This is a genomic window from Brevundimonas sp. NPDC092305 (genome assembly GCF_044755415.1).
In the GTDB taxonomy this organism is placed as follows: domain Bacteria; phylum Pseudomonadota; class Alphaproteobacteria; order Caulobacterales; family Caulobacteraceae; genus Brevundimonas.
Genome location: NZ_JBIVQY010000002.1, coordinates 369,441 through 389,181 on the forward strand (window position 1 = coordinate 369,441; position 19,741 = coordinate 389,181).

Below are 19,741 nucleotides of genomic sequence, written 5' to 3' on the forward strand. Positions count from 1 at the left end.
GATGACAGACCTCGCCCAACTCGAACTCGATCTGATCAACGCCATCGGCTCGGCGGAGACCGCCCAAGCGGTCGAGGACCTGCGCGTCGCGGCGCTGGGCAAGTCCGGCTCGATCTCCGGCCTGCTCAAGGGTATGGGCGCCATGAGCCCGGATGAGCGGCGTGAGCAGGGCCCCCTGATCAACGGCCTGCGCGACCGCGTCCAGTCCGCTCTCGCCGCCCGCAAGGCCGAGCTGGAAAGCGCCGAACTCGACGCCCGCCTCAAAGCCGAACACCTCGACCTCAGCCTGCCGCCCGAGCCGCGCCGCAGGGGTTCGGTCCACCCGACGATGCAGGTGATGGACGAGATGATCGCCATCTTCGCCGACATGGGCTTCGCCGTCGCCGAAGGTCCGGATATCGAGGACGACTTCCACAACTTCACCGCCCTGAACTTCCCGCCCAAGCATCCCGCGCGGGAGATGCACGACACCTTCTTCCTCAGGCCCGACCCGGAAACGGGCGAGCGGAAGGTGCTGCGCACCCACACCTCGCCGGTGCAGGTCCGCACCATGATGAGCCAGACGCCGCCCATCCGGATCATCGCCCCCGGCCGCACCTTCCGTAAGGACTCCGACGCCACCCACACCCCGATGTTCCATCAGGTCGAGGGTCTGGTGATCGACCGCGACATCCACATGGGCCACCTGAAGTGGACGCTGCAGACCTTCGTCGCCCGCTTCTTCGAGGTGGACGACGTCGACGCCCGCTTCCGCCCGCACCACTTCCCGTTCACCGAGCCGTCCGCCGAGATGGACATCCGCTGCGACCGCTCGGGCGGCGAGCTGAAGCTGAATACCGGCGACAGCTGGATGGAGATCCTCGGCTGCGGAATGGTGCATCCGAATGTGCTGCGCGCCTGCGGCGTCGATCCCGACGTCTATCAGGGCTTCGCGTTCGGCATGGGCGTCGATCGCCTCGCCATGCTGAAGTACGGCATCCCCGACCTTCGCCCGATGTTCGACGCCGATACGCGCTGGCTGGCGCACTACGGCTTCTCACCCTTTGCGGCGCCCAATTCCGCCGCCGGACTGTCCTGACATGAGCACGCTGCCGATCAATCGCCCGGTGACCCCGGCCCAGGATCTGAACGCCACGGTGTTCGAGAACGTCGACCTGTCGCTGGCCGAGCTGTATCTCGCCGCCGCCCAGCGCGGCCCCGGCGTCGTCGAGGGCCGGACCTTCCGCGGCTGCCGCGTGCAGGGCCCCGGAATCATGCTGGTCGCCAGCGGCACCACCTTCGAGGACACCAACTTCGGCGACAGCCGGGGCGACATGGCCAACATGATCCTGCGGCCCGCGGGCTCCAAGGTTATCGGCGCCATTCCGATGCGCGACTGCACCTTCATCGGCTGCGAGTTCTTTGGCCTCGGCTTCACCGGGGCCCCTGAAATCCTCGACCAGCTGATGAAGCTCCCGACCGGCGGAGCGACTACGTGAAGTTCACCCTCTCCTGGCTGAAGGAACACCTCGACACCGACGCCGACGTCTCCGCCGTCGCGGACGCCATGACCATGGCCGGGCTGGAGGTCGAGGACGTCCATGATCCGATCGCGTCGCTGGCGCCCTTCACCGTCGCCCGCATTGTCTCGGCCGAACGTCATCCGAACGCCGACCGGCTTCAGGTCTGTCAGGTCGAGACCGTCGACGGCATGAAGGAGATCGTCTGCGGCGCCCCCAACGCGCGTGCGGGTCTGACCACCATCTACGCCCCCATCGGCGCCTGGGTGCCCGGCCTCGGCGTGACCTTGGTCGAGAAGCCGGTGCGCGGCGTGGTGTCGAACGGCATGCTCTGCTCGGCCTCCGAGCTTGAACTGGCGGACGAGAGCGACGGCATTCTCGAACTGGCCGACGACCTGCAGGTCGGGGCGCCCGCCGCCGGCGTCTTCGGCGCGGAGCCGGTCATCGACTTTGAGGTCACCCCGAACCGCCCTGACTGGCTGGGCGTCTCCGGCATCGCGCGCGATCTTGCCGCCGCCGGACTGGGGCGTCTAACCACCCCCGCCATCCAGCCCGTCCCCGGCGCCTTCGACTGCCCTGTCTCGGTGCGTCTCGTCGCCCCCGAACAGTGCCCTATCTTTGCGGGCCGCGTGATCCGGGGCGTGAAGAACGGCCCTTCGCCCGAGTGGCTGCAGCGCCGCCTGACGGCCATCGGCCTGCGCTCGATCAACCGGCTGGTCGATGTGACCAACCTGATTTCCTACGACCGCGCTCGGCCGCTGCACGTCTATGATCTGGCCAAACTGGTCGGCGGCGAGATCGTGGTCCGCCCCGGCCAGCACGCGACCGACAGCGGCGAGCCGGAGCATCTGATCGCTCTGGACGGCAAGACCTATGCGCTGGACGCCTCCATGTCGGTGGTGTCGGACGCCGCCGGCGAACGCCCTATCGGTCTCGGCGGCGTGATGGGCGGCGAGTCCACCGGCTGTTCGGACGAGACCGTCGACGTCTTCGTCGAGAGCGCCTGGTTTGACCCCATCGTCACCGCCCAGACCGGACGGACCCTGACCATCTCGTCGGACGCCCAGTACCGGTTCGCGCGCGGCGTCGATCCGGCGTCGGTGGTTCCGGGGCTGGAGCTGGCGACGAAACTGATCCTTGACCTGTGCGGCGGCGAGCCCTCGCACGTCACCGTGTCGGGTCAGGCCCCGGCGAACCCGGCGGCCTTCGCCTTCGATCCGGCCCGCGTCGCATCCCTGACCGGCCTGACCCTGAGCGACGACCGCATCGCCGACATCCTGATCGCGCTGGGCTTCGAGGTCGTGCGGGGATCGCCATGGACGGTGACGCCGCCGTCGTGGCGCCGCGACGTCGATGGGCCCGCCGATCTGGTCGAGGAAGTCGCGCGCATCGAGGGCTTCGACGCCCTGCCGTCCACCCCGCTGCCCGGCCTCGGCGCGCCGTCGCGCGGCGTGCTGAACCCTCGTCAATCGCGCGTGCGGCTGGCCCGCCGGGCGCTGGCCGCCATGGGCTATGCCGAGGCGGTCACCTGGTCCTTCACCAAACAGTCTACGGCGGCCCTGTTCGGCGGCGGCGACGGGACCCTGCTGGTCGAGAATCCGATCGCGGCTGATCTGGACTGCATGCGGCCCTCGGTCCTGCCCAACCTGATCCAGGCCGCGGCCCGCAACGCCGCCCGCGGCCACGCCGACGCCGCCCTGTTCGAGATCGGACCGATCTATCTGACGGATCAGCCCGACGGTCAGCGCACGGTCGTCTCCGGCCTGATCGCGCCCCGCCCCGCGCGCTCCTGGACCGGCGTCGAGACCCATCCGCTGATGTCGTTGAAAGGCGATATGCTGGCCCTGCTTGAACAGCTGGGCGCGCCCGTCGCCTCGCTTCAGCTGGTTCAAGGCCAGAACCGGGACTGGTGGCATCCCGCCCGGTCGGCCCGACTGCAGCTGGGCCCCAGGACCGTCATTGCCGAGTTCGGAGCGCTGCATCCGCGCGTGCTCAAGGCGCTCGGGGCCGACGCGCCGATGCTGGCGTTCGAGATCGTGCTGGACTCCGTGCCGGAGCCGCGCGGCAAGGGCTCCAAGGCCCGGCCCGCCGCCGACCTGCCCGCGCTCATGCCGCTGACCCGCGACTTCGCCTTTGTGGTCGAGGAAGCGAAAGCCGTGGGCGACCTGACCCGCGCCGTCGCCGGGGCCGACAAGGCCCTGATCTCCGGCGTGCGGGTGTTCGACGTCTATCGCGGCGCCGGCGTGCCGGACGGCATGAAGTCGATCGCGCTGGAGGTCGAGATCCAGCCCCGCGAGTCCACCCTGACCGACGCCGATATCGAGGCCCTGACCGGCAAGGTCGTGGCCGCAGCCGGCAAACTCGGCGCGACCCTGAGGAGCTGATCATGGGCGTGAAGCCGAGGCTGGAGACCGCGTTCGAGCGCGGCCTGTTCATGTCGCGCTGGCTGATGGCGCCCTTCTACGCGGGCCTCGTGCTGGCGCTGTTCATGCTGCTGGCGGTCTTCGCCAAGGAGCTGATCTACTATGTGCCCAAGGCCCTGAACTTCTCGACCGGCGGCCTGACCTCCAACGACGCCATCCTCGCGGTGCTGACGCTGGTGGACCTGTCGCTGGCGGGCAATCTGCTGCTGATCGTCATGTTCTCCGGCTATGAGAACTTCGTCTCCAAGCTGGATCTGGATGGCGAGACCGACCGGCCCCCGTGGATGGGCACCGTCGACTTCTCCGGCCTGAAGATGAAGCTGATCGCCTCGATCGTCGCCATCTCCGGCATCCAGCTGCTCAAGACCTTCATGAACATCGGCAAGGTCGGCTACGAGCTCAATCAGGTCGAGGCCATGTGGGGCGTGATCATCCACCTGACCTTCGTCGCGTCCGGCGTCCTGCTGGCGCTGATGGACTGGCTGACGGCCAAGACGGACAAGCACTGAGGCCGTCAGACCTCAATCTCTCGTTAACCTTGCCGCCGCAAGGCTGACGCAAAGCCCGGCGACGGTGCGGTCAACGCCCGCGTGAGTCGGGCGAACCGTCCTCTGCGGAGCTCCCGTCATGCATCGTCGTCAAATGATCCTGTCCGGCCTGGCCGTTTCCGGCGCCGCCGGCCTTAACGCCTGCGCCACCGCCCGACCGAACGACCCCAATTATCCGATCCGCTCGGACCAGACCGCCAAGACCTATTCGTCGGAAGAGCTGATCGCCGCCGGCTCGCGCGAGGCCGGCATCGCCGCCGAGGCCATGGGCTCGGCCATCGAGCGCATCTTCGCCGACTACGGCGACCGTCCGACCGCTTACATTGCTGGGGAGGAAGCGGCCGGCGCCGCCGCCGTCGGCCTGCGTTACGGCCGTGGCGCCCTGCATATGAAGGACCTGTCCGCCTCGATGGAGGTGTTCTGGCAGGGCATCTCGATCGGCTGGGACATCGGCGGCAACGCCAGCCGGGTCTTCACCCTGGTCTACGGTCTCTACTATCCGGACATGATCTACCGCCGCTATCCCGGTATCGAGGGCACGGCCTATCTGGTCGGCGGTCTGGGCGTGAACTACCAGCGCGCCGACGGCATCGTTCTGGCGCCGATCCGCACCGGCGTCGGCCTGCGCGCCGGCGCCAATGTCGGCACCATGGCCTACAGCCGCCAGCGCAACGTCCTGCCGTTCTAGGCCTGCCGTGAGGGGATAAGGCCGGGGCGGCTTGCCGATCCGCCCCGCGCGGCCTAAACCGCCGCGGTTCCTCCCCCTCACTGACTAAAGCAGGTTCAAGCGATGGCACGCGCGAAGATCGCCCTCATCGGCGCCGGTATGATCGGCGGCACTCTGGCCCACGTGGCGGCGCGCGAAGCGCTGGGCGACGTGATCCTGTTCGACATCGCCGAGGGCACGCCCCAGGGCAAGGCTCTGGACATCGCCGAGGCCTCGGCCGTCTTCGGTCAGGACGTGTCCCTGAAGGGCGCCAACGACTACGCCGATATCGCGGGCGCCGACGTCTGCATCGTCACCGCCGGCGTGCCGCGCAAGCCGGGCATGAGCCGCGACGACCTGATCGGCATCAATCTGAAGGTCATGAAGGCCGTCGGCGAGGGCATCAAGGCCCACGCCCCGAACGCCTTCGTCATCTGCATCACCAACCCGCTCGACGCCATGGTCTGGGCCCTGCAGAAGTTCTCGGGCCTGCCCAAGGAGAAGGTCGTCGGCATGGCCGGCGTGCTCGACTCGGCCCGCTTCGCCTACTTCCTCGCCGAGAAGACCGGCGTGTCGGTTCAGGACGTGCACGCCTGGACGCTGGGCGGCCACGGCGACGACATGGTGCCCATGGTGCGCCACTCGACCATCGGCGGCCTGCCCCTGCCGGACGCCGTCTCGGCCGGCTTCATGTCGCAGGCTGATCTGGACGCCATCGTCGACCGCACCCGCAAGGGCGGCGGCGAGATCGTGGCCCTGCTCAAGACCGGCTCGGCCTTCTACGCCCCCGCCGAAAGCGCCATCGCCATGGCCAAGTCCTATCTGCTGGACCAGAAGCGCGTTCTGCCCTGCGCCGTCTGGCTGTCGGGCGAATACGGCCTGTCCGACCTCTACGTCGGCGTCCCGGCCCTGATCGGCGCCGCCGGCGTCGAGAAGATCGTCGAGTTCACCACCAACGACGACGAGAAGGCCATGCTGGCCAAGTCGGTCGAGTCCGTTCAGGGCCTGATCGAGGCCTGCAAGACGGCCGACCCGTCGCTGGCCTGAGCCGCGACGACACTCTGATCGGGAAGGGCCGCGGAGCGATCCGCGGCCTTTTCTATTGGGCCGGCGCCGCCGTCATGCCGCCCACCCTCACCGCGAACTCGGGCAGCAGACCGATCCACACTGCGGTCGGATCGGTCAGCTGGTCAACACCGCCGGGCTGCAGCAGCACATCGAACTGCACCGCCGCCGTGGCGTTCTGGCCGGCCTCGCCGGGCGCATAGAAGGCCTTGAGGAACCGCTGCTGGGTGTTCCAGGCGTTGACCCCGTCCAGCGTCACCGACGGATTGGCGAAGGCGGCGCTGTACTGGATGTCCTCGCAGACGTCGTTGGTGCAGCCGTAGAAGAAGACCGCCCAGGTCAGGCCGCCATCCTGCACGGTGAAGAAGGGCTGGCCGTTTTCGCGCTGCACCTCGGACACGACCCCGCCCTTGGAGGCGATCCACCGGCTGACATCCGCGACGGCCAGGCCGTTCTGCGGCGTCTGGGCGTGGGCGGCGGAGCTGAACAGGGCGACGGCGGCGGTCAGGGCGGCGAGTGCTTTCATGACCGCAGCTAGGCCCGCCTGCGCGGCGAAAGCAAGGCGTCAGGCCGCCTCGGTCCGCTCGCGCGTCAGCCAGTCGGCAGAGGCCATCTCGTTCAGGCGCGACACCGTCCGCTCGAACTCGAACGCGCCGACGCCCTCGACATAGAGCTGTTCCGGCGCGGCGGCCGCCAGAACCACCAGCCGCGTGCCCGCCTCGTACAGGGCGTCGATCAGGGTCACGAGCCGGCGCGCCTCATGATGATTGCCCGATCCCAGCACCGGGACATCCTCCAGAAACAGGGTATGAAACCGCTTCGCGATGGCCAGATAGTCCTGCGGCCCCAGCGGCTGGCCGCACAGATCGGCGAAAGTGGCCCGGGCCAGTCCGCCATCCGTGCGCGGGATCACCACCTCGCGGCCCAGCACGGTCAGGGTCGTCGGTGCCTCGTCCTGCTCGCCCTTCAGGTCGGTCCACAGGACGTCGAAGGCCGCCCGGTTCGTCGCGTCGTCCGGCGCGAACCAGACCCGGTCGCCCATCAGCCGGTCCAGCCGCCAGTCCCGCGCCCCGGCCACCGTAACCACCTCGCACCGACGTTCGATCTCGGCGATGAAGGGCAGGAAGAGCTGGCGGTTGATCCCGTTCAGATACAGCTGGTCCGGCGCCCGGTTGGACGTGACCACCAGCACGACCTTCTTCTCGAACAGCGCCTCGAACAACCGGCCGAGGATCATCGCATCCCCGATGTCGGTCACCTGCAGTTCGTCGAAGCACAGCAGCCGCGCCTCCGACGCGATCAGCTCGGCTACAGGCCGGATGGGATCGTCGCCCTTTGACTGCCCGAACACCTTTTTCCGGCTCTTCGCATCCCCCTCGCGCCACTGCCGGATCAGGCCGTGCACGCGGGCCATGAAGACGTGAAAGTGCGCGCGCATCTTCCGCTCTTCCGGCGCGCAGGCGCAGAACAGGTCCATCAAAATCGACTTGCCCCGTCCGGGCGGGCCCCAGAGATAGATCCCGCGCACTTCGGGCAGGGCGCCGAACAGTCCGCGCTTTTCCAGTTTCGCTTCCAGCCGCGCGAACGCCTCGATCACCGGAACCTGCGACGGATCGGGGGTCAGCCGACCGTCGGCCAGCCGCCTGTCATAAGCTTCGCGTATGCGTGAGGACATCGTTCTCGGGCTTAGCGGCCCCCGCCCGCGCTGAAAAGCGATTGCTTCGCGCCTGCGAAGGCTTACATGCACGGCTTCACTATCCGCAGCATTTTAGCGCTCAAGCAGTGAGGCTCCGCGAGCCGAGCGGTAGCGCGTCCGAAGGACCACCAAGATGGGCTACAAACTCGCCGTCGTAGGCGCCACCGGCAATGTCGGCCGTGAGATGATGAACATCCTCGAGGAACTGGAATTCCCCGTCGATGAAATCCACGCCATCGCCTCGCGCAAGTCGAAGGGCATGGAGGTCTCTTTCGGCGACCGGACCCTGAAGTGTCAGGACATCGAGCAGTTCGACTTCTCGACCGTCGACCTCGTCCTGATGTCGGCCGGCGGCAAGGTGTCGAAGGAATGGTCCGAGAAGATCGGCAAGGCCGGCCCCATCGTCATCGACAACTCCTCCGCCTTCCGCATGGACCCGGACGTGCCGGTCATCGTGCCCGAGGTGAACCCGGACGCGATCAAGCTGGCGTCGAAAAAGAACATCATCGCCAACCCCAACTGCTCGACCGCCCAGCTGGTCGTGGCGCTGAAGCCCCTGCACGACGCCGCGAAGATCAAGCGCGTCGTGGTGTCGACCTACCAGTCCGTCTCGGGCGCCGGGAAGGAAGGCATGGACGAGTTGTGGAACCAGACCAAGGCCATCTACGGCCTGGGCGACGCCACGCCGAAGAAATTCCCCAAGCAGATCGCCTTCAACGTCATCCCCTATATCGGATCGTTCCGCGACGACGGCTACACCGACGAAGAAGCGAAGATGTGGGACGAAACCCACAAGATTCTCGACGCGAACATCAAGCTGACGGTCACCTGCGTGCGCGTGCCGGTCTTCGTCGGCCACTCGGAGGCCGTGACGGTCGAATTCGATCGCCCGATCAGCCCGGACGAGGCCCGTTCGATCCTGCGCGACGCGCCGGGCGTTCAGGTCATCGATAAGCAGGAGGCCGACGGCTACATCACCCCGGTCGACGCCGCCGGTGAGCACGCGGTTTACGTCTCGCGCATCCGCAAGGACCCGACGGTCGAGAACGGCCTGTCCTTCTGGGTCGTGTCCGACAACCTGCGCAAGGGCGCGGCCCTGAACGCCGTCCAGATCGCCCAGTTGCTGGACGAGACGGGCACGATCAAGTCGTCCACCGGCTATCGCACCCTGACCGTCTGACCGTCTGACCTTCCGCTCGCCGCTCCCCGGCGAAGGAGTTGACCATGCCCGTCGCAAACGGCTCCGACGCCAGCCGCGCCGCCCTGCTGTCCGCCTTCGGCTGCTATGTGATGTGGGGGCTGATGCCCCTGCTGTTCATGGGCCAGCACGCGGTCGGGTTCGACGCGCCGGAAATCCTCGCCCACCGCGCCCTCTGGTCGGTGCTGGTCGCCGGTCTGCTGGTCTGGCTGGCGAAACAGGGCGGTCAGGTCGCGGCCGTGTTCCGCAATCCGAAGACGCTCGCGTGGCTGGCGCTGTCGACCCTGCTGATCGCGGTCAACTGGGGCATCTACGTCTGGGCGACGACCCATCACGCGACGCTGGAAGCCAGCCTCGGCTACTACATCAATCCCCTGCTCAACATGATCGTGGGCATGTGGCTGTTCCGCGAGCGGATCGATCGCTGGGGCTGGGTCGCCATCGGTCTGGCGGCCGTGGGCGTCCTGTTCCAGGCGCTGGCGCTGGGCCGGCCGCCGTGGATCTCGATCGCACTCGCGATCTCCTTCGCCAGCTATGGTGTGATCCGCAAGCGGGTGCCGGTCGACGCACAGGCGGGCCTGCTGGTCGAATGCCTGCTGCTCGTGCCCTTCGGCCTGGCCTGGGTCCTGTGGCTGCAGCAGTCGGGCGCGGGCACGGCCTTCTCTGATCCGGTCCACACCCTCTGGGCGCTCAGCAACGGTCCGGCGACGGTCCTGCCGTTGGTGCTGTTCGCCTGGTCCGCACGTCGCCTGCCGCTGTCGACCATCGGCTTCATCCAGTTTCTCGCTCCCACGCTTCAGTTCGCTGTCGGGGTCTGGTCCGGCGAAGCGCTGACCGGTCTTCGCATCGCCTCCTTCGCCTTCATCTGGGGCGGGGCAGCGGTGTTCGCGGCGGCCGCGTTCTTACGCGTCCGCGCTGAACGCGAGGCGCTCAAGGCAAGCGCCGAACCCGTCTGATGATCCTTCGCCCCTTGGGGGAGAAGGTGGCCCGCAGGGCCGGATGAGGGGGCTAACAGCCTCATCCTCACCTTCAGACACACGACGAGCTGAACCTTCCCCCTCATCCGAGCGGCTTCGCCGCCCACCTTCTCCCCCCAGGGGAGAAGGCGACCCGTGGCGCTCGGTCAAAAAACGTCCGATGCTCACCCCATGACCGCGCCCGCCAGCCATGATCTGTCGAAGAGCCGCAAGCGCTGGGTGCTGGCGGCGACGGTGCTCGGGTCCAGCCTGACCTTCATCGACGGCTCCGCCCTCGGCGTCGCCCTGCCGGCCATCCAGCGAGAGCTGGAGGCGGGCCCCGCCGCGGTCCAGTGGGTGTCCAACGCCTATCTGCTGACGCTCGGCGCACTGGTCCTGATCGGTGGAGCAGCCGGGGACCGGTTTGGCCGGCGGCTGGTGTTCCTGATCGGCGTCGCGGTCTTCGCCCTCGCCTCCATCGCCTGTGCCCTGGCCCCGACGGTCCAGCTGCTGATCGTCGGTCGGGCGGTGCAGGGGATCGGCGCGGCCCTGCTGACTCCCGGGGCGCTCGCCGTCATCGGCGCGGCCTTTCCGCCGGAAGAACGCGGCAAGGCGTTCGGCACATGGGCCGGCGCCGGCGCCCTGTTCGGCATTATCGGCCCGCTGGTCGGCGGCTGGCTGGCGGACGCGGCGGACTGGCGCTTCATTTTCTGGATCAACGTCCCGCTGGCCGCCCTGACCGCCGCCGTCACCCTCGCCGCCACGCCGGAGAGCCGCGACCCGGACGCCCGGGGTCTCGACTGGCTCGGGGCCGTGCTTGCCGTGAGCGGTCTCGCCGCCGTGACATGGGCCCTGACCGCCGCTCCGGATCTCGGCTGGACCGACTCGTACATTCTCTCCGGCCTGATCGGCGGCGTGGTCCTGCTGGCCGCCTTCATTCTCGCCGAGGCGCGTGAGCGTCATCCAATGATGCCGCTGGGCCTGTTCCGGTCGCCGGTTTTCAGCGGCATCAACCTGCTGACACTGTTGCTGTATTTCGCCCTCGGCGGGGCCATGTTCTTCCTGCCCTTCGACCTGATCCGGGTACATGGCTGGAGCGCGACACAGGCGGGCGCGGCCATGCTGCCCTTCGCCGCTGTCATGGGCGTATTTTCGGGCCCGGCGGGCCGCTTGGCTGACCAACTTGGAGCACGGTTCTCTCTGAGTGTTGGTCCGATCACAGCTGGCGTGGGTCTCGCCCTGCTCGCCATTCCCGCACCGGGCGCCGGCTATATGGACGGGCCGTTTGGGGGAATAACCATCATGGCCATCGGCATGACCTTGGCCGTCGGACCCCTGACCGCCGCCGTCATGGGCGCGGTCGAGCCGGGCCACACCGGCGTGGCCTCCGGCGTCAACAACGCCGTCGCCCGCGTCGCCGGCCTGCTGGCCATCGCCCTGCTGGGCCTGATCCTGTCCGCCGTCTTCGTGGCGCAAGCCGACAGCCCCGACGCCCGCGCCCTGCTGGGCGAGGTCATGGCCGGCGCCGATCTGGACCGCGACGGCATCGACGCCTTTCACACCGCATTCCGCGCGGTCATCCTGACCTGCGCGGGCCTCGCCATCCTGTCCGGCGTGATCGGCGGCCTGACCGCGCCGGCGAAGTCTCAGAAGACCTGATACAGCGCCCCGATCAGCCGCTGCGCACGCGGGTCGCCGATCAGGTGCGGCGACTGCCGGTTCATCACATAGGCCGCCGACACCTTGGTCGCGGGATCGGCGAAGGCCGTCGATCCGCCCCAGCCGCAATGGCCGACCGCCTCGACGTTCGGGCCAAAGATGTCCAGTCCATCGTTGCGCGTAAATCCGGCTGCCCACCCCATGTCGAACGGCAGGACCTTGTCCCGCCCGTGAATCCGCTCCCGCGTCGCTTCGGCCAGCGTCCCGGCCGACAGCACTGCCCGTCCCTCCAGCGTCCCGCCGGTCGCGATCACCCCCATGATCCGCGCCAGATCGCGCGCCGTCGCATGCATGTTGGCCGATGGAATCTCGATCATCCGCCACTCGGCCGAACCCCGTCCGCCGGGCGATGAGCCGCGATCGAGGAAGGCCGCCGTCTTGACCGGATCGACTCCGCCCAGATCGCTGGCCTTCGCCGGCTTGCGCATCTGCGCCACCCGTCCGTGCTCGGCCTCCGGCAAGCCGATCCACAGGTCCAGTCCGGAGAAGTCCTCGCGCAGCGCCGTCCCCATGGTCCGGCCGTCGACGATGCGAAACAACTCGCCCGCCAGATAGCCGATGACGATGGGGCTGTAGCCCGAGGCGGTTCCCGGCGCCCACATCGGCGCCTGGGCGCACAGCCGCGCCAGCGTCGCCTCGCGGTCGAACCAGATGGCCGGGTCCTCGGGCGTGTCGAACCCGGGCAGCCCCGCCTGATGGCTCATCATCTGGCCGACGGTGATCTGATCCTTGCCCGCCTGGCCGAAGGCCGGCCAATACGAGGCCACGGTCGCCTCATAGTCCAGCAGACCCCGCTCCACGCAGGTCGCGATCAGCAGCGCCATCACCGCCTTGCCGGTAGAAAACACCGGCGTCAGCGTCCGCTCCCCGAACGGCAGCGTCCTCGCCGCATCGGCCCATCCGCCCCACAGGTCGACGATCACCGCGCCGTCGACGCAGACGCTGAACCGAGCCCCCTGCTCGTTGAGCCCCTCGGGCGCGTCGGTGAAGTTTGCGGCGAAAGCGTCCTTCACGGCGGCGAAGCGATCGGGGCAGACGCCGTGGATGTCGGGGAGATCGGTCATGGAAGGGTCCTAGCGAGGACGGGCCGGTTCGTCATCACCCGGCGACCCTCGCCATCCATCCCGGAGACCGGCAGTATGGCAAGCCGGGATGGGAGAAGTGATCGGTGAAAACTGTTGTTGCAGCCCTATGCCTCGCCATGGCCGCCATCGCCTCGCCGGCGGCGGCCGACTGGGAGGGTGCGCGATGGGGCATGTCTGTCGACGAGGCCCACGCGGCGATCCCGGGGCTCAGACCGGTTCGACACGGCATTCGACTGTCCGACGCCCGAAAACACAGCGTCAGGGACGTCGTTTTCATGGGCATCGAGGCCGAGGCGTCGTACTTCTACGATGAAACCGGTCTGGCCTTCGTGCGGTTGGACGTGCCGTTCAGACAGTGTCAGGCCCTCGTCGAAGGCCTGCTGACCCGCTACGGCCCGCCGCTCGAGGTCGATGACCAACTGCTTCTGAAGCTGATCACCTGGGATGATGCAGCCGAAGGCAACCGTCTGGTTCTGATGCACTCGGCGGCGGAGATCTGTAACCTCCGCATCACATCGCTCCCCTCGGGAGAGCCCGGGACCGAACCGTCGACCTAACGACGCACCCCGGCCGACGCCCGCCGCGCTGCTTCGAATTCCGCGCCGGCATTCCACTCCGGCCACTCCCGACTGTCCGCCAGATCGCGGCCGACCGCATAGAGCAGGTCCACGTCGATCGCGGCCGCGTCCATCACCCAGTCGCTCGTCCACTCGTCCGAGGGCTTGTGATAGCGGTTCGCCACATAGTCCCGGCTGGCCGCGTTGTGTCCGGTGAAGCCGGCCGCGCCGAACAGGGCCGGCACGCCCTTCTTCGCCAGCGGGAAATGGTCCGAGCGGTAGAAGCCGCCGGCCTGAGGCGCCGGATCGGGGATCAGGGTCCGGCCCTGTTCCGTCGCCCGGCGCTCCAGCCACGTGTCCGTCTGGCTCTTGCCCGCGCCCATGACCACGATCTGCGGCGAGACCTCGGTTCCCGGCAGGAAGCTGTCCATGTTGATGTTGGCGACCGTCGTCTCCAGCGGCCAGACCGGGTTGGCGGCGTAGTATTCCGCCCCCAGCAGCCCCGCCTCCTCGGCCGTCCATGCCGCGAACACCACCGACCGGTCCGGCGGCGCCCCCGCCTTGAACAGCCGGGCCAGCTCGATCAGCCCGGCCACGCCCGTCGCATTGTCGACAGCTCCGTTATAGATGTCGTCATCCCCCACCGGCGTCGCGCGGCCATAGGCGTCCCAGTGGGCGCCGTATAGGACCGTCTCGTTCGGATGCCCAGCGCCTGGAATGCGGGCCAGCACATTGCGGCTCTCGATCCGGTCGGCGGTCTGGCCGAAGTCGATCGACATCGTCACCCCGTCCAGCGTGATCGGCGCGAACTCCGGCGTCCGCGCCGCCTCACGCAGGGCGGCGTAGTCCAGCCCCGCATCTGCGAACAATTGCTCGGCTGCCGACCCCTGAATCCACCCCTGCGCGGCGACCCGTTCGGCCTCGGGGTTCGCCCGGACGATGTCGAACTTCGGCGCCGTCGATGATCCCTCCAGCACGCTCCAGCCATAGCCGGCGCCGGCCGTGTCGTGGATCACCAGCACCGCCGCCGCCCCCTGCCGCGCCGCCTCCTGGAATTTGTAGGTCCAGCGGCCGTAGAAGGTCATGGCGTTGCCGTCGAACCGGCCGGCGACCGGATGCCCCTCGGCCGCGCCGAAGTCCGGATCGTTGACGAGGACCAGCAGCACCTTGCCCTTCAGGTCCGCGCCCTTGAAGTCGTCCCAGTTCCGCTCGGGCGCATCGACGCCATAGCCGGCGAAGACCACCGGCGCGTTGGTGATGGTGATGTGATCCACCGGCCGGTCGCTGGAGACCAGCACCTGCGGCCCCCGCTCCAGCGTCCGAGTCTGGCCGCCGCTCGAGACCGTGATTGTCGCCGGCCCGTTTTGCCGTGTGCGGCCCAGCTGCGCCGCCTGCACCAACTGTCCGTCCGGTCCGCCGGGCTCCAGCCCCAGCGCCTGGAACTGGCCGACGATGTAGTCGACGGTCTTCTGCTCGCCCGGCGTGGCCACGCCGCGGCCTTCGAATTCATCCGAGGCCAGCACGCGCACGTGGTCGTTCAGCCGGGCCGGGTCCGCCTGTTGTGCGTGGGCCGGCGAGGCCAGAAACAGGGCGACGAACAGAAGGGGGCGAAGCTGGATCATTCCCGAGTGTAACGCCGTCCGTTGACCTTCGTCATCTTTCAGCGAGCCACGCGAGCACCCCGTCCGCCGCCACCACGCCCGACGCCATCGTCGCCTGCAGCAGATAGCCTCCGGTCGGCGCCTCCCAGTCCAGCATCTCGCCGGCCACGAACACGCCGGGCAGCGCCATCAGCATCAGCCGTCCATCCACCTGATCCAGCCTTACCCCGCCCGCCGAGGAGATCGCCCGCTCCAGCCCCTGCACCCCGGTCAGCTTCAGGCGCACCGCCTTGATCCGTCGTGCCAGTTTGTCGGCCCCCTCAGGCATCGCCCCCGGGATCTCGCGCAGCAGTCCCACCGCCGCCGGGGACAGCCCGCCCGCCTTGCGCAGCCAGTTCGACACGCTGTCCTTGCCCCGCGGTCTGGTCAGCTTCTGCGCCAGCGCCTCGATCAACAGGTCGGGCCGAAGGTCCACCGTCAGCATCGTCGTCCCGTCGCGCTCGACGGCGTCCCTCAGCCCGGCCGACAGCGCATAGATCGCCCCGCCTTCCAGCCCGTAGCGGGTCACCATCGCCTCGCCGCGAACCGTCCGCTCGCCGTGCATCAGGGCCACCGGCTTCAACGGCTCCCCCGCGAAGCGCTCGATAAAGACCGGCGACCACGCCACGTCGAAGCCGACGTTCGACGGCCGGAACGGCGCGACCTCCACGCCATCCTCGCGCAAACGCTCCGCCCACACCCCGTCCGACCCCAGCCGGGGCCAACTCGCGCCGCCCATGGCAAGCACCACAGCGTCGGGCCGCTCGACGATCTCCCCGGCCGGCCCCTGAAACACCAAGCCGCCGTCGCGGCGCCCGGTCCAGCGCGACCGCGTCCGCACCTCCACCCCCGCCGCCGCCAGCCGCGCCAGCCACGCCCGGAGCAGGGGCGAGGCCTTCATCGCCCTCGGAAACACCCGCCCAGACGAGCCGGTGAAGGTCTCCTGCCCCAGCCCCTCGGCCCAGCCGATCAGCCGCGTCGGCGAGAACCGCTCAAGCCAGTCGGCCGCCGCCGGCGCCGCATCGCCGTAGCGGGTGACGAACCCCTCGATCGGCTCCGAATGCGTCAGGTTCAGCCCGCCCCGCCCGGCCATCAGGAATTTGCGCGCGACCGAAGGCATGGCCTCGTGCACCACCACGGCGATCCCCGCTTCCGACAGCTTTTCGGCGGCCATCAGCCCGGCCGGGCCGGCGCCGATGATGTGGACGGAGGATTTGTCGCTCATCCGTCCTTCCTAGACCGGAACAGGCGCGCACGGCATACGCTTGTTCCCCATGAGCGTCGCCTTCACCCGGGAAGAAGATCTGGAAGCCACGGCGGCGGACCTGCCGGACCGTCCGATCTCGCCCCACGCCAATCTTGTCACGCCTGCGGGACTGGCCGCCATCGACGCCAGTCTGGCGGAGGCGCGCGGGGCGTATACGGCCGCCCAGACCAAGGGCGACATCGAGGCGGACCGCACCGCCATGGCTCGCGCGACCCGCGACCTGCGCTACTGGTCGGCCCGTCGCGCCTCGGCCCAGCTGATCGAAACAAAACCCGACGGCCGCGTCCGCTTCGGCGGCTCGGTCACCGTCGAGCGCGAGGACGGCCGCACACAGGTCTGGCGCATCGTCGGCGAGGACGAGGCCGACCCCGCCGCCGGCTCGGTCAGCCACGTCTCCCCCCTGGCCCGCGCCCTCATCGGCAAGGGCGTCGGCGACGAGGCCATGGTGGCCGGTCAGACCGTCGAAATCGTCGCGGTCGACTGAGCATTGCTCCGGGCGGCCGCATGCCCCACCTTGGGGGTCAACGAAAGGCGACCGATGGCCCGCAAACCCAACTACAGCTTCGAACGGCAGGAGCGCGAACGCGCCGATGCGAAAAAGGCCGCCGAAAAGGCCGCCGCCAAGGCCGAGAAGAAAGCCGCCGCGAAGGCGGAGAAGGAAGGCGGCGCGCTGGCCGACGACTAGGCCAGCCCGTCCAGCGTCGGCGCCTCGGCCGCACTGCCCGGAAAGACGCGCTGATCCAGCGCCGCCCGGTCGACGCCGAGGTGGTCGCGCAGAACGCCCTTGAACACCGACCGCACGTCCAGCGTCGGTGCAAGATCGCGGTCCTCGAACAGACGATTGTCGGCCAGCGTAGGCCAGTCGCCGATCGGCCCGCCGGCCTTCATCGCCCCGCCGGCCATCAACAGCGACGACGCCGTCCCGTGATCGGTGCCCTGCGTGCCGTTGGCGCGCGCGGTGCGGCCAAACTCGGTGGCGACCACCAGCATGGTGTTGTCCCATTCGCCGCCGAGACCCGTCTTCAAACCGCCGATCAGGGCGTCCAGCCCGTCCAGCCGCGTTTGCAACTGGGCGTTCTGGCGCGCGTGCGTGTCCCAGCCGTCGACCGACAGGGCGACCACGTCCGCGCCCTGTTGGCCCGTCATCAGCCGCGCCACAGCCTGACCGAGACCGGCGACGTCATTGCGGCGCAACGGCGCCGTCCCGTCGCCCATGGTCATGGCCAGCGCCTCGGTCTCCAGACCCCGCGCCAGACTGTGACCCAGCATCGGGTCGTCGACATAGAGATCCTGCAGCAACGACGCGATCCGGTCCTCGCCCTTCACCTGCCCGCCGGGCGCCCAGCTCGAGGTCTCCGCCGGTCCCCGCAGGATCAGCGGCGTCTGCGCGCCGATCGAAAGGCCTTTAAGCCCGCCCTCGCCGCCGGCCGCGACCAGCGCCCGGTTCAGCCAGCCGTCGGACTGGGCCCGCAGACCCTCGCCGCCGTTTTCCAGCACGTCCTGCGCGTCGAAATGCGAGCGAACCCGTACCGGAATGGCGACCGCCGGCGCGAAACGCATCTGACCCGCGCCATACAGCTCGTGCAGGGTCGTAAGCGCGGGGTGCAGGCCGAAGCCCTCGCCCAGCGCCAGCGCGCCATTGGCCTGCCCCGGCCCGGGAATAGCCAGTCCGCCGCGCAACGCCTTGTAGTTGGCGTCGGCGTACGGGACCGTCACCGACAGCCCGTCCATCGCGCCCCGGGCGATGATCACCACCAGCTTGTGACGACCGGCGGCGGTCTGCGCCCCCACCCGTCCCGCGTAGGCGAGGCCGATCCCGGCTCCGAAACCGCCCAGCAACAGGCGGCGGTTGATGTGCATGGCGTGGGTCATCGGCGTTGGAACTCCGGCGACATGAGGAAAAGGGTCAGGGCTTCGGGCCGGCTTTCGGCCCGCGCGACGGCCAGCCGGGTGCGCTCGGACAGTCGCGGGCCGAGCGCGTCGGCGGCGACGGCGTTCGGGTCGGGGGCGCGAGCCGTATCGCCGACGGTCTTGGCCCAGTTCAGCCGCTTGACCAGCGCATCGGGCCCGGCCCAGTCCGCGGCCGTATCAGGCCAGCCCTCGGGCGACGGCGCGCTGAAGGCCGGCTGGCCCATCTGGATCAGGGCCTGCTGCAGCGGCTGCGGACGCTGCGGCCGCGTGCCCAGCGCCCGATGGCTGGACACGATGAACTCATAGGGGGTCTTGATCTTGGCGGGGGCCGGGTCCCACGCCTCGGGCGCCTCGACCAGCGCCTTCGCCACCATGGCCAGATCGCCGCGCGAGGTCGTCCACGCCGCCTCCAGCCGGTCGACGACGGCCTCGGGCGGATCATCCGCAACGAAATGGCGGGCGATGTTGCGGGCCAGCCGCCGCGCCGTCTCCGGCCGGTTGGCCAGATCGCGCAGGATGGCCTCGCCCTGTTCGGCGCCGCCCTCGGCGTAACTCTTGCCCAAAACGGTGCGTGCGCCGGGTTCGTGGACGATCGGCCGGAACAGGAAGCCGTTTTCGCCCGGCTCGCCGCCCGCCGAAGCGCGCGTCATCTGGGCCGCATCGCGATTGGTGGGGATCGACCAGCCGGTCAGCGCCCGTGCGAACTCGGTCACATCGGCCTGCGAATAGCCGCCGTCGGCGCCGACCGTGTGCAGCTCCATGATCTCGCGTGCGAGGTTCTCGTTCAGTCCCGCCTGTCGCCGCTCTCCGGCCCGGCTGTTGGGCCCGATCGACTGGGCCTGATCGAGATACAGCAGCATCGCCGGATGGGTCTCGGCCGCGACCGCCAGATCCTCGAACCGGCCGAACACGTACGGGCGGATCGCCTCACGCTCATACTGGCCCATGAAGATGGCCGACTGGAATTTCGTCGCCGAGACCGTGAAGGCGTTGGCCCAGAACAGGGCCCATCGCTCGGCGAAGCCGGTCTGCGTCGTCGCACCCAGTGCGGTGCGGGCCAGAAACTCCTGCGCCGTATCCTGCGTCAGTTCGCGCCGGCTCTCCCGACGGGCGTCGAAGGCCGCCTGCGCCTGTGGCGACGCGTCCTCCATCGGCATCGCCGCCGGCGTCATCGCGGCGCCCTGCGCGGGCGGGGTCTCGCGGCGCGCCTGCCGCGCGCCCTGACTGTCGCGCTGATAGTCGAGGAAGGCCTGTACGCGGGCGGTGGAATTCTCGAACTCGCCCTCGGGATTGGGCGCGCCGGCGCCGGGCCGGATCTGGTCGGCCAGCCAGCCGCGCGGGTCGGCCGCGACGGTGTCGATCTCTCCGGCCCGCGCGCCCAGACCGAAACGGGTCAGGGCGATCGCGGCGCGGGTTCGGGCGTCGGTCTGAGGGGGCATGGGATCCTCTGTCGTGCGCGTCGTGACTCCCT

The 19,741-nt window shown here is 69.1% G+C and carries 19 protein-coding genes; 12 read left to right on the forward strand and 7 right to left on the reverse strand.

Annotation, left to right across the window (positions count from 1 at the left end):
• Window position 1: 1 nt before the first annotated feature.
• From pheS to mdh, 6 genes are all read left to right on the forward strand, one after another.
• Window positions 2-1,078, forward strand: coding sequence for a phenylalanine--tRNA ligase subunit alpha (pheS, locus tag ACIQC9_RS12310; RefSeq protein ID WP_400616258.1), 1,077 nt, complete (start codon window positions 2-4; stop codon window positions 1,076-1,078).
• A gap of 1 nt (window position 1,079) precedes the next feature.
• Window positions 1,080-1,478: a hypothetical protein gene (locus ACIQC9_RS12315; RefSeq protein ID WP_400616260.1), complete on the forward strand. Its 399-nt coding sequence runs from the start codon at window positions 1,080-1,082 to the stop codon at window positions 1,476-1,478.
• Window positions 1,475-3,883, forward strand: a complete 2,409-nt coding sequence (gene pheT / locus ACIQC9_RS12320; RefSeq protein ID WP_400616263.1) for a phenylalanine--tRNA ligase subunit beta — start codon at window positions 1,475-1,477, stop codon at window positions 3,881-3,883. Before ACIQC9_RS12315 ends, pheT begins: the two co-directional genes overlap by 4 nt.
• Before the next feature lie 2 nt (window positions 3,884-3,885).
• Window positions 3,886-4,431, forward strand: a complete 546-nt coding sequence (locus ACIQC9_RS12325; protein ID WP_400616265.1) for a TIGR00645 family protein — start codon at window positions 3,886-3,888, stop codon at window positions 4,429-4,431.
• Window positions 4,432-4,549: 118 nt separating this feature from the next.
• Window positions 4,550-5,158 carry a DUF1134 domain-containing protein gene (locus ACIQC9_RS12330; protein WP_400616267.1) on the forward strand — a complete coding sequence of 203 codons (609 nt, stop codon included), beginning with the start codon at window positions 4,550-4,552 and terminating at the stop codon, window positions 5,156-5,158.
• Window positions 5,159-5,260: 102 nt separating this feature from the next.
• Window positions 5,261-6,223, forward strand: a complete 963-nt coding sequence (gene mdh, locus ACIQC9_RS12335) for a malate dehydrogenase (protein ID WP_400616269.1) — start codon at window positions 5,261-5,263, stop codon at window positions 6,221-6,223.
• A 52-nt stretch (window positions 6,224-6,275) separates the two neighbouring features.
• On the opposite strand, the gene ACIQC9_RS12340 is transcribed toward mdh, so the two are convergent.
• Both ACIQC9_RS12340 and zapE read right to left on the reverse strand, forming a co-directional pair.
• Window positions 6,276-6,767 carry a YbjN domain-containing protein gene (locus tag ACIQC9_RS12340; protein WP_400616271.1) on the reverse strand — a complete coding sequence of 164 codons (492 nt, stop codon included), beginning with the start codon at window positions 6,765-6,767 and terminating at the stop codon, window positions 6,276-6,278.
• A gap of 39 nt (window positions 6,768-6,806) precedes the next feature.
• Window positions 6,807-7,916, reverse strand: coding sequence for a cell division protein ZapE (gene zapE, locus ACIQC9_RS12345; protein ID WP_400616273.1), 1,110 nt, complete (start codon window positions 7,914-7,916; stop codon window positions 6,807-6,809).
• A gap of 154 nt (window positions 7,917-8,070) precedes the next feature.
• Here zapE and ACIQC9_RS12350 point away from each other — a divergent pair, with 154 nt between their 5' ends.
• From ACIQC9_RS12350 to ACIQC9_RS12360, 3 genes are all read left to right on the forward strand, one after another.
• A complete protein-coding gene (locus tag ACIQC9_RS12350; protein ID WP_400616275.1) occupies window positions 8,071-9,117 on the forward strand; it encodes an aspartate-semialdehyde dehydrogenase in 1,047 nt (348 codons plus the stop codon).
• 44 nt (window positions 9,118-9,161) lie between these two features.
• Entirely contained in the window at window positions 9,162-10,091 is a 930-nt protein-coding gene (gene rarD / locus ACIQC9_RS12355; RefSeq protein WP_400616278.1) for an EamA family transporter RarD, read from the forward strand.
• A 192-nt stretch (window positions 10,092-10,283) separates the two neighbouring features.
• Window positions 10,284-11,750 carry a DHA2 family efflux MFS transporter permease subunit gene (locus ACIQC9_RS12360; protein ID WP_400616280.1) on the forward strand — a complete coding sequence of 489 codons (1,467 nt, stop codon included), beginning with the start codon at window positions 10,284-10,286 and terminating at the stop codon, window positions 11,748-11,750.
• On the opposite strand, the gene ACIQC9_RS12365 is transcribed toward ACIQC9_RS12360, so the two are convergent.
• Window positions 11,738-12,874: a serine hydrolase domain-containing protein gene (locus ACIQC9_RS12365; RefSeq protein WP_400616282.1), complete on the reverse strand. Its 1,137-nt coding sequence runs from the start codon at window positions 12,872-12,874 to the stop codon at window positions 11,738-11,740. The two genes, ACIQC9_RS12360 and ACIQC9_RS12365, sit on opposite strands and share 13 nt — an antisense overlap.
• A 104-nt stretch (window positions 12,875-12,978) precedes the next feature.
• On the opposite strand from ACIQC9_RS12365, the gene ACIQC9_RS12370 reads away from it, so the two are divergent.
• The gene (locus ACIQC9_RS12370) at window positions 12,979-13,452 is read left to right on the forward strand and encodes a hypothetical protein (RefSeq protein ID WP_400616284.1); all 474 of its coding nucleotides are present in this window, start codon (window positions 12,979-12,981) and stop codon (window positions 13,450-13,452) included.
• Here ACIQC9_RS12370 and ACIQC9_RS12375 read toward each other — a convergent pair.
• Window positions 13,449-15,074, reverse strand: coding sequence for a M28 family metallopeptidase (locus ACIQC9_RS12375; protein ID WP_400616286.1), 1,626 nt, complete (start codon window positions 15,072-15,074; stop codon window positions 13,449-13,451). The genes ACIQC9_RS12370 and ACIQC9_RS12375 overlap by 4 nt on opposite strands.
• 31 nt (window positions 15,075-15,105) lie before the next feature.
• Entirely contained in the window at window positions 15,106-16,317 is a 1,212-nt protein-coding gene (locus tag ACIQC9_RS12380; protein WP_400616289.1) for a TIGR03862 family flavoprotein, read from the reverse strand.
• Between the two features lie 49 nt (window positions 16,318-16,366).
• Here ACIQC9_RS12380 and greA point away from each other — a divergent pair, with 49 nt between their 5' ends.
• Both greA and ACIQC9_RS12390 read left to right on the forward strand, forming a co-directional pair.
• Entirely contained in the window at window positions 16,367-16,843 is a 477-nt protein-coding gene (gene greA / locus ACIQC9_RS12385; protein ID WP_400616291.1) for a transcription elongation factor GreA, read from the forward strand.
• Between the two features lie 54 nt (window positions 16,844-16,897).
• Window positions 16,898-17,044 carry a hypothetical protein gene (locus ACIQC9_RS12390; RefSeq protein WP_400616293.1) on the forward strand — a complete coding sequence of 49 codons (147 nt, stop codon included), beginning with the start codon at window positions 16,898-16,900 and terminating at the stop codon, window positions 17,042-17,044.
• On the opposite strand, the gene ACIQC9_RS12395 is transcribed toward ACIQC9_RS12390, so the two are convergent.
• The gene (locus tag ACIQC9_RS12395; RefSeq protein WP_400616295.1) at window positions 17,041-18,231 is read right to left on the reverse strand and encodes a DUF1501 domain-containing protein; all 1,191 of its coding nucleotides are present in this window, start codon (window positions 18,229-18,231) and stop codon (window positions 17,041-17,043) included. The genes ACIQC9_RS12390 and ACIQC9_RS12395 overlap by 4 nt on opposite strands.
• The gene (locus ACIQC9_RS12400) at window positions 18,228-19,709 is read right to left on the reverse strand and encodes a DUF1800 family protein (RefSeq protein ID WP_400616298.1); all 1,482 of its coding nucleotides are present in this window, start codon (window positions 19,707-19,709) and stop codon (window positions 18,228-18,230) included. Before ACIQC9_RS12400 ends, ACIQC9_RS12395 begins: the two co-directional genes overlap by 4 nt.
• Window positions 19,710-19,741 lie beyond the last annotated feature (32 nt).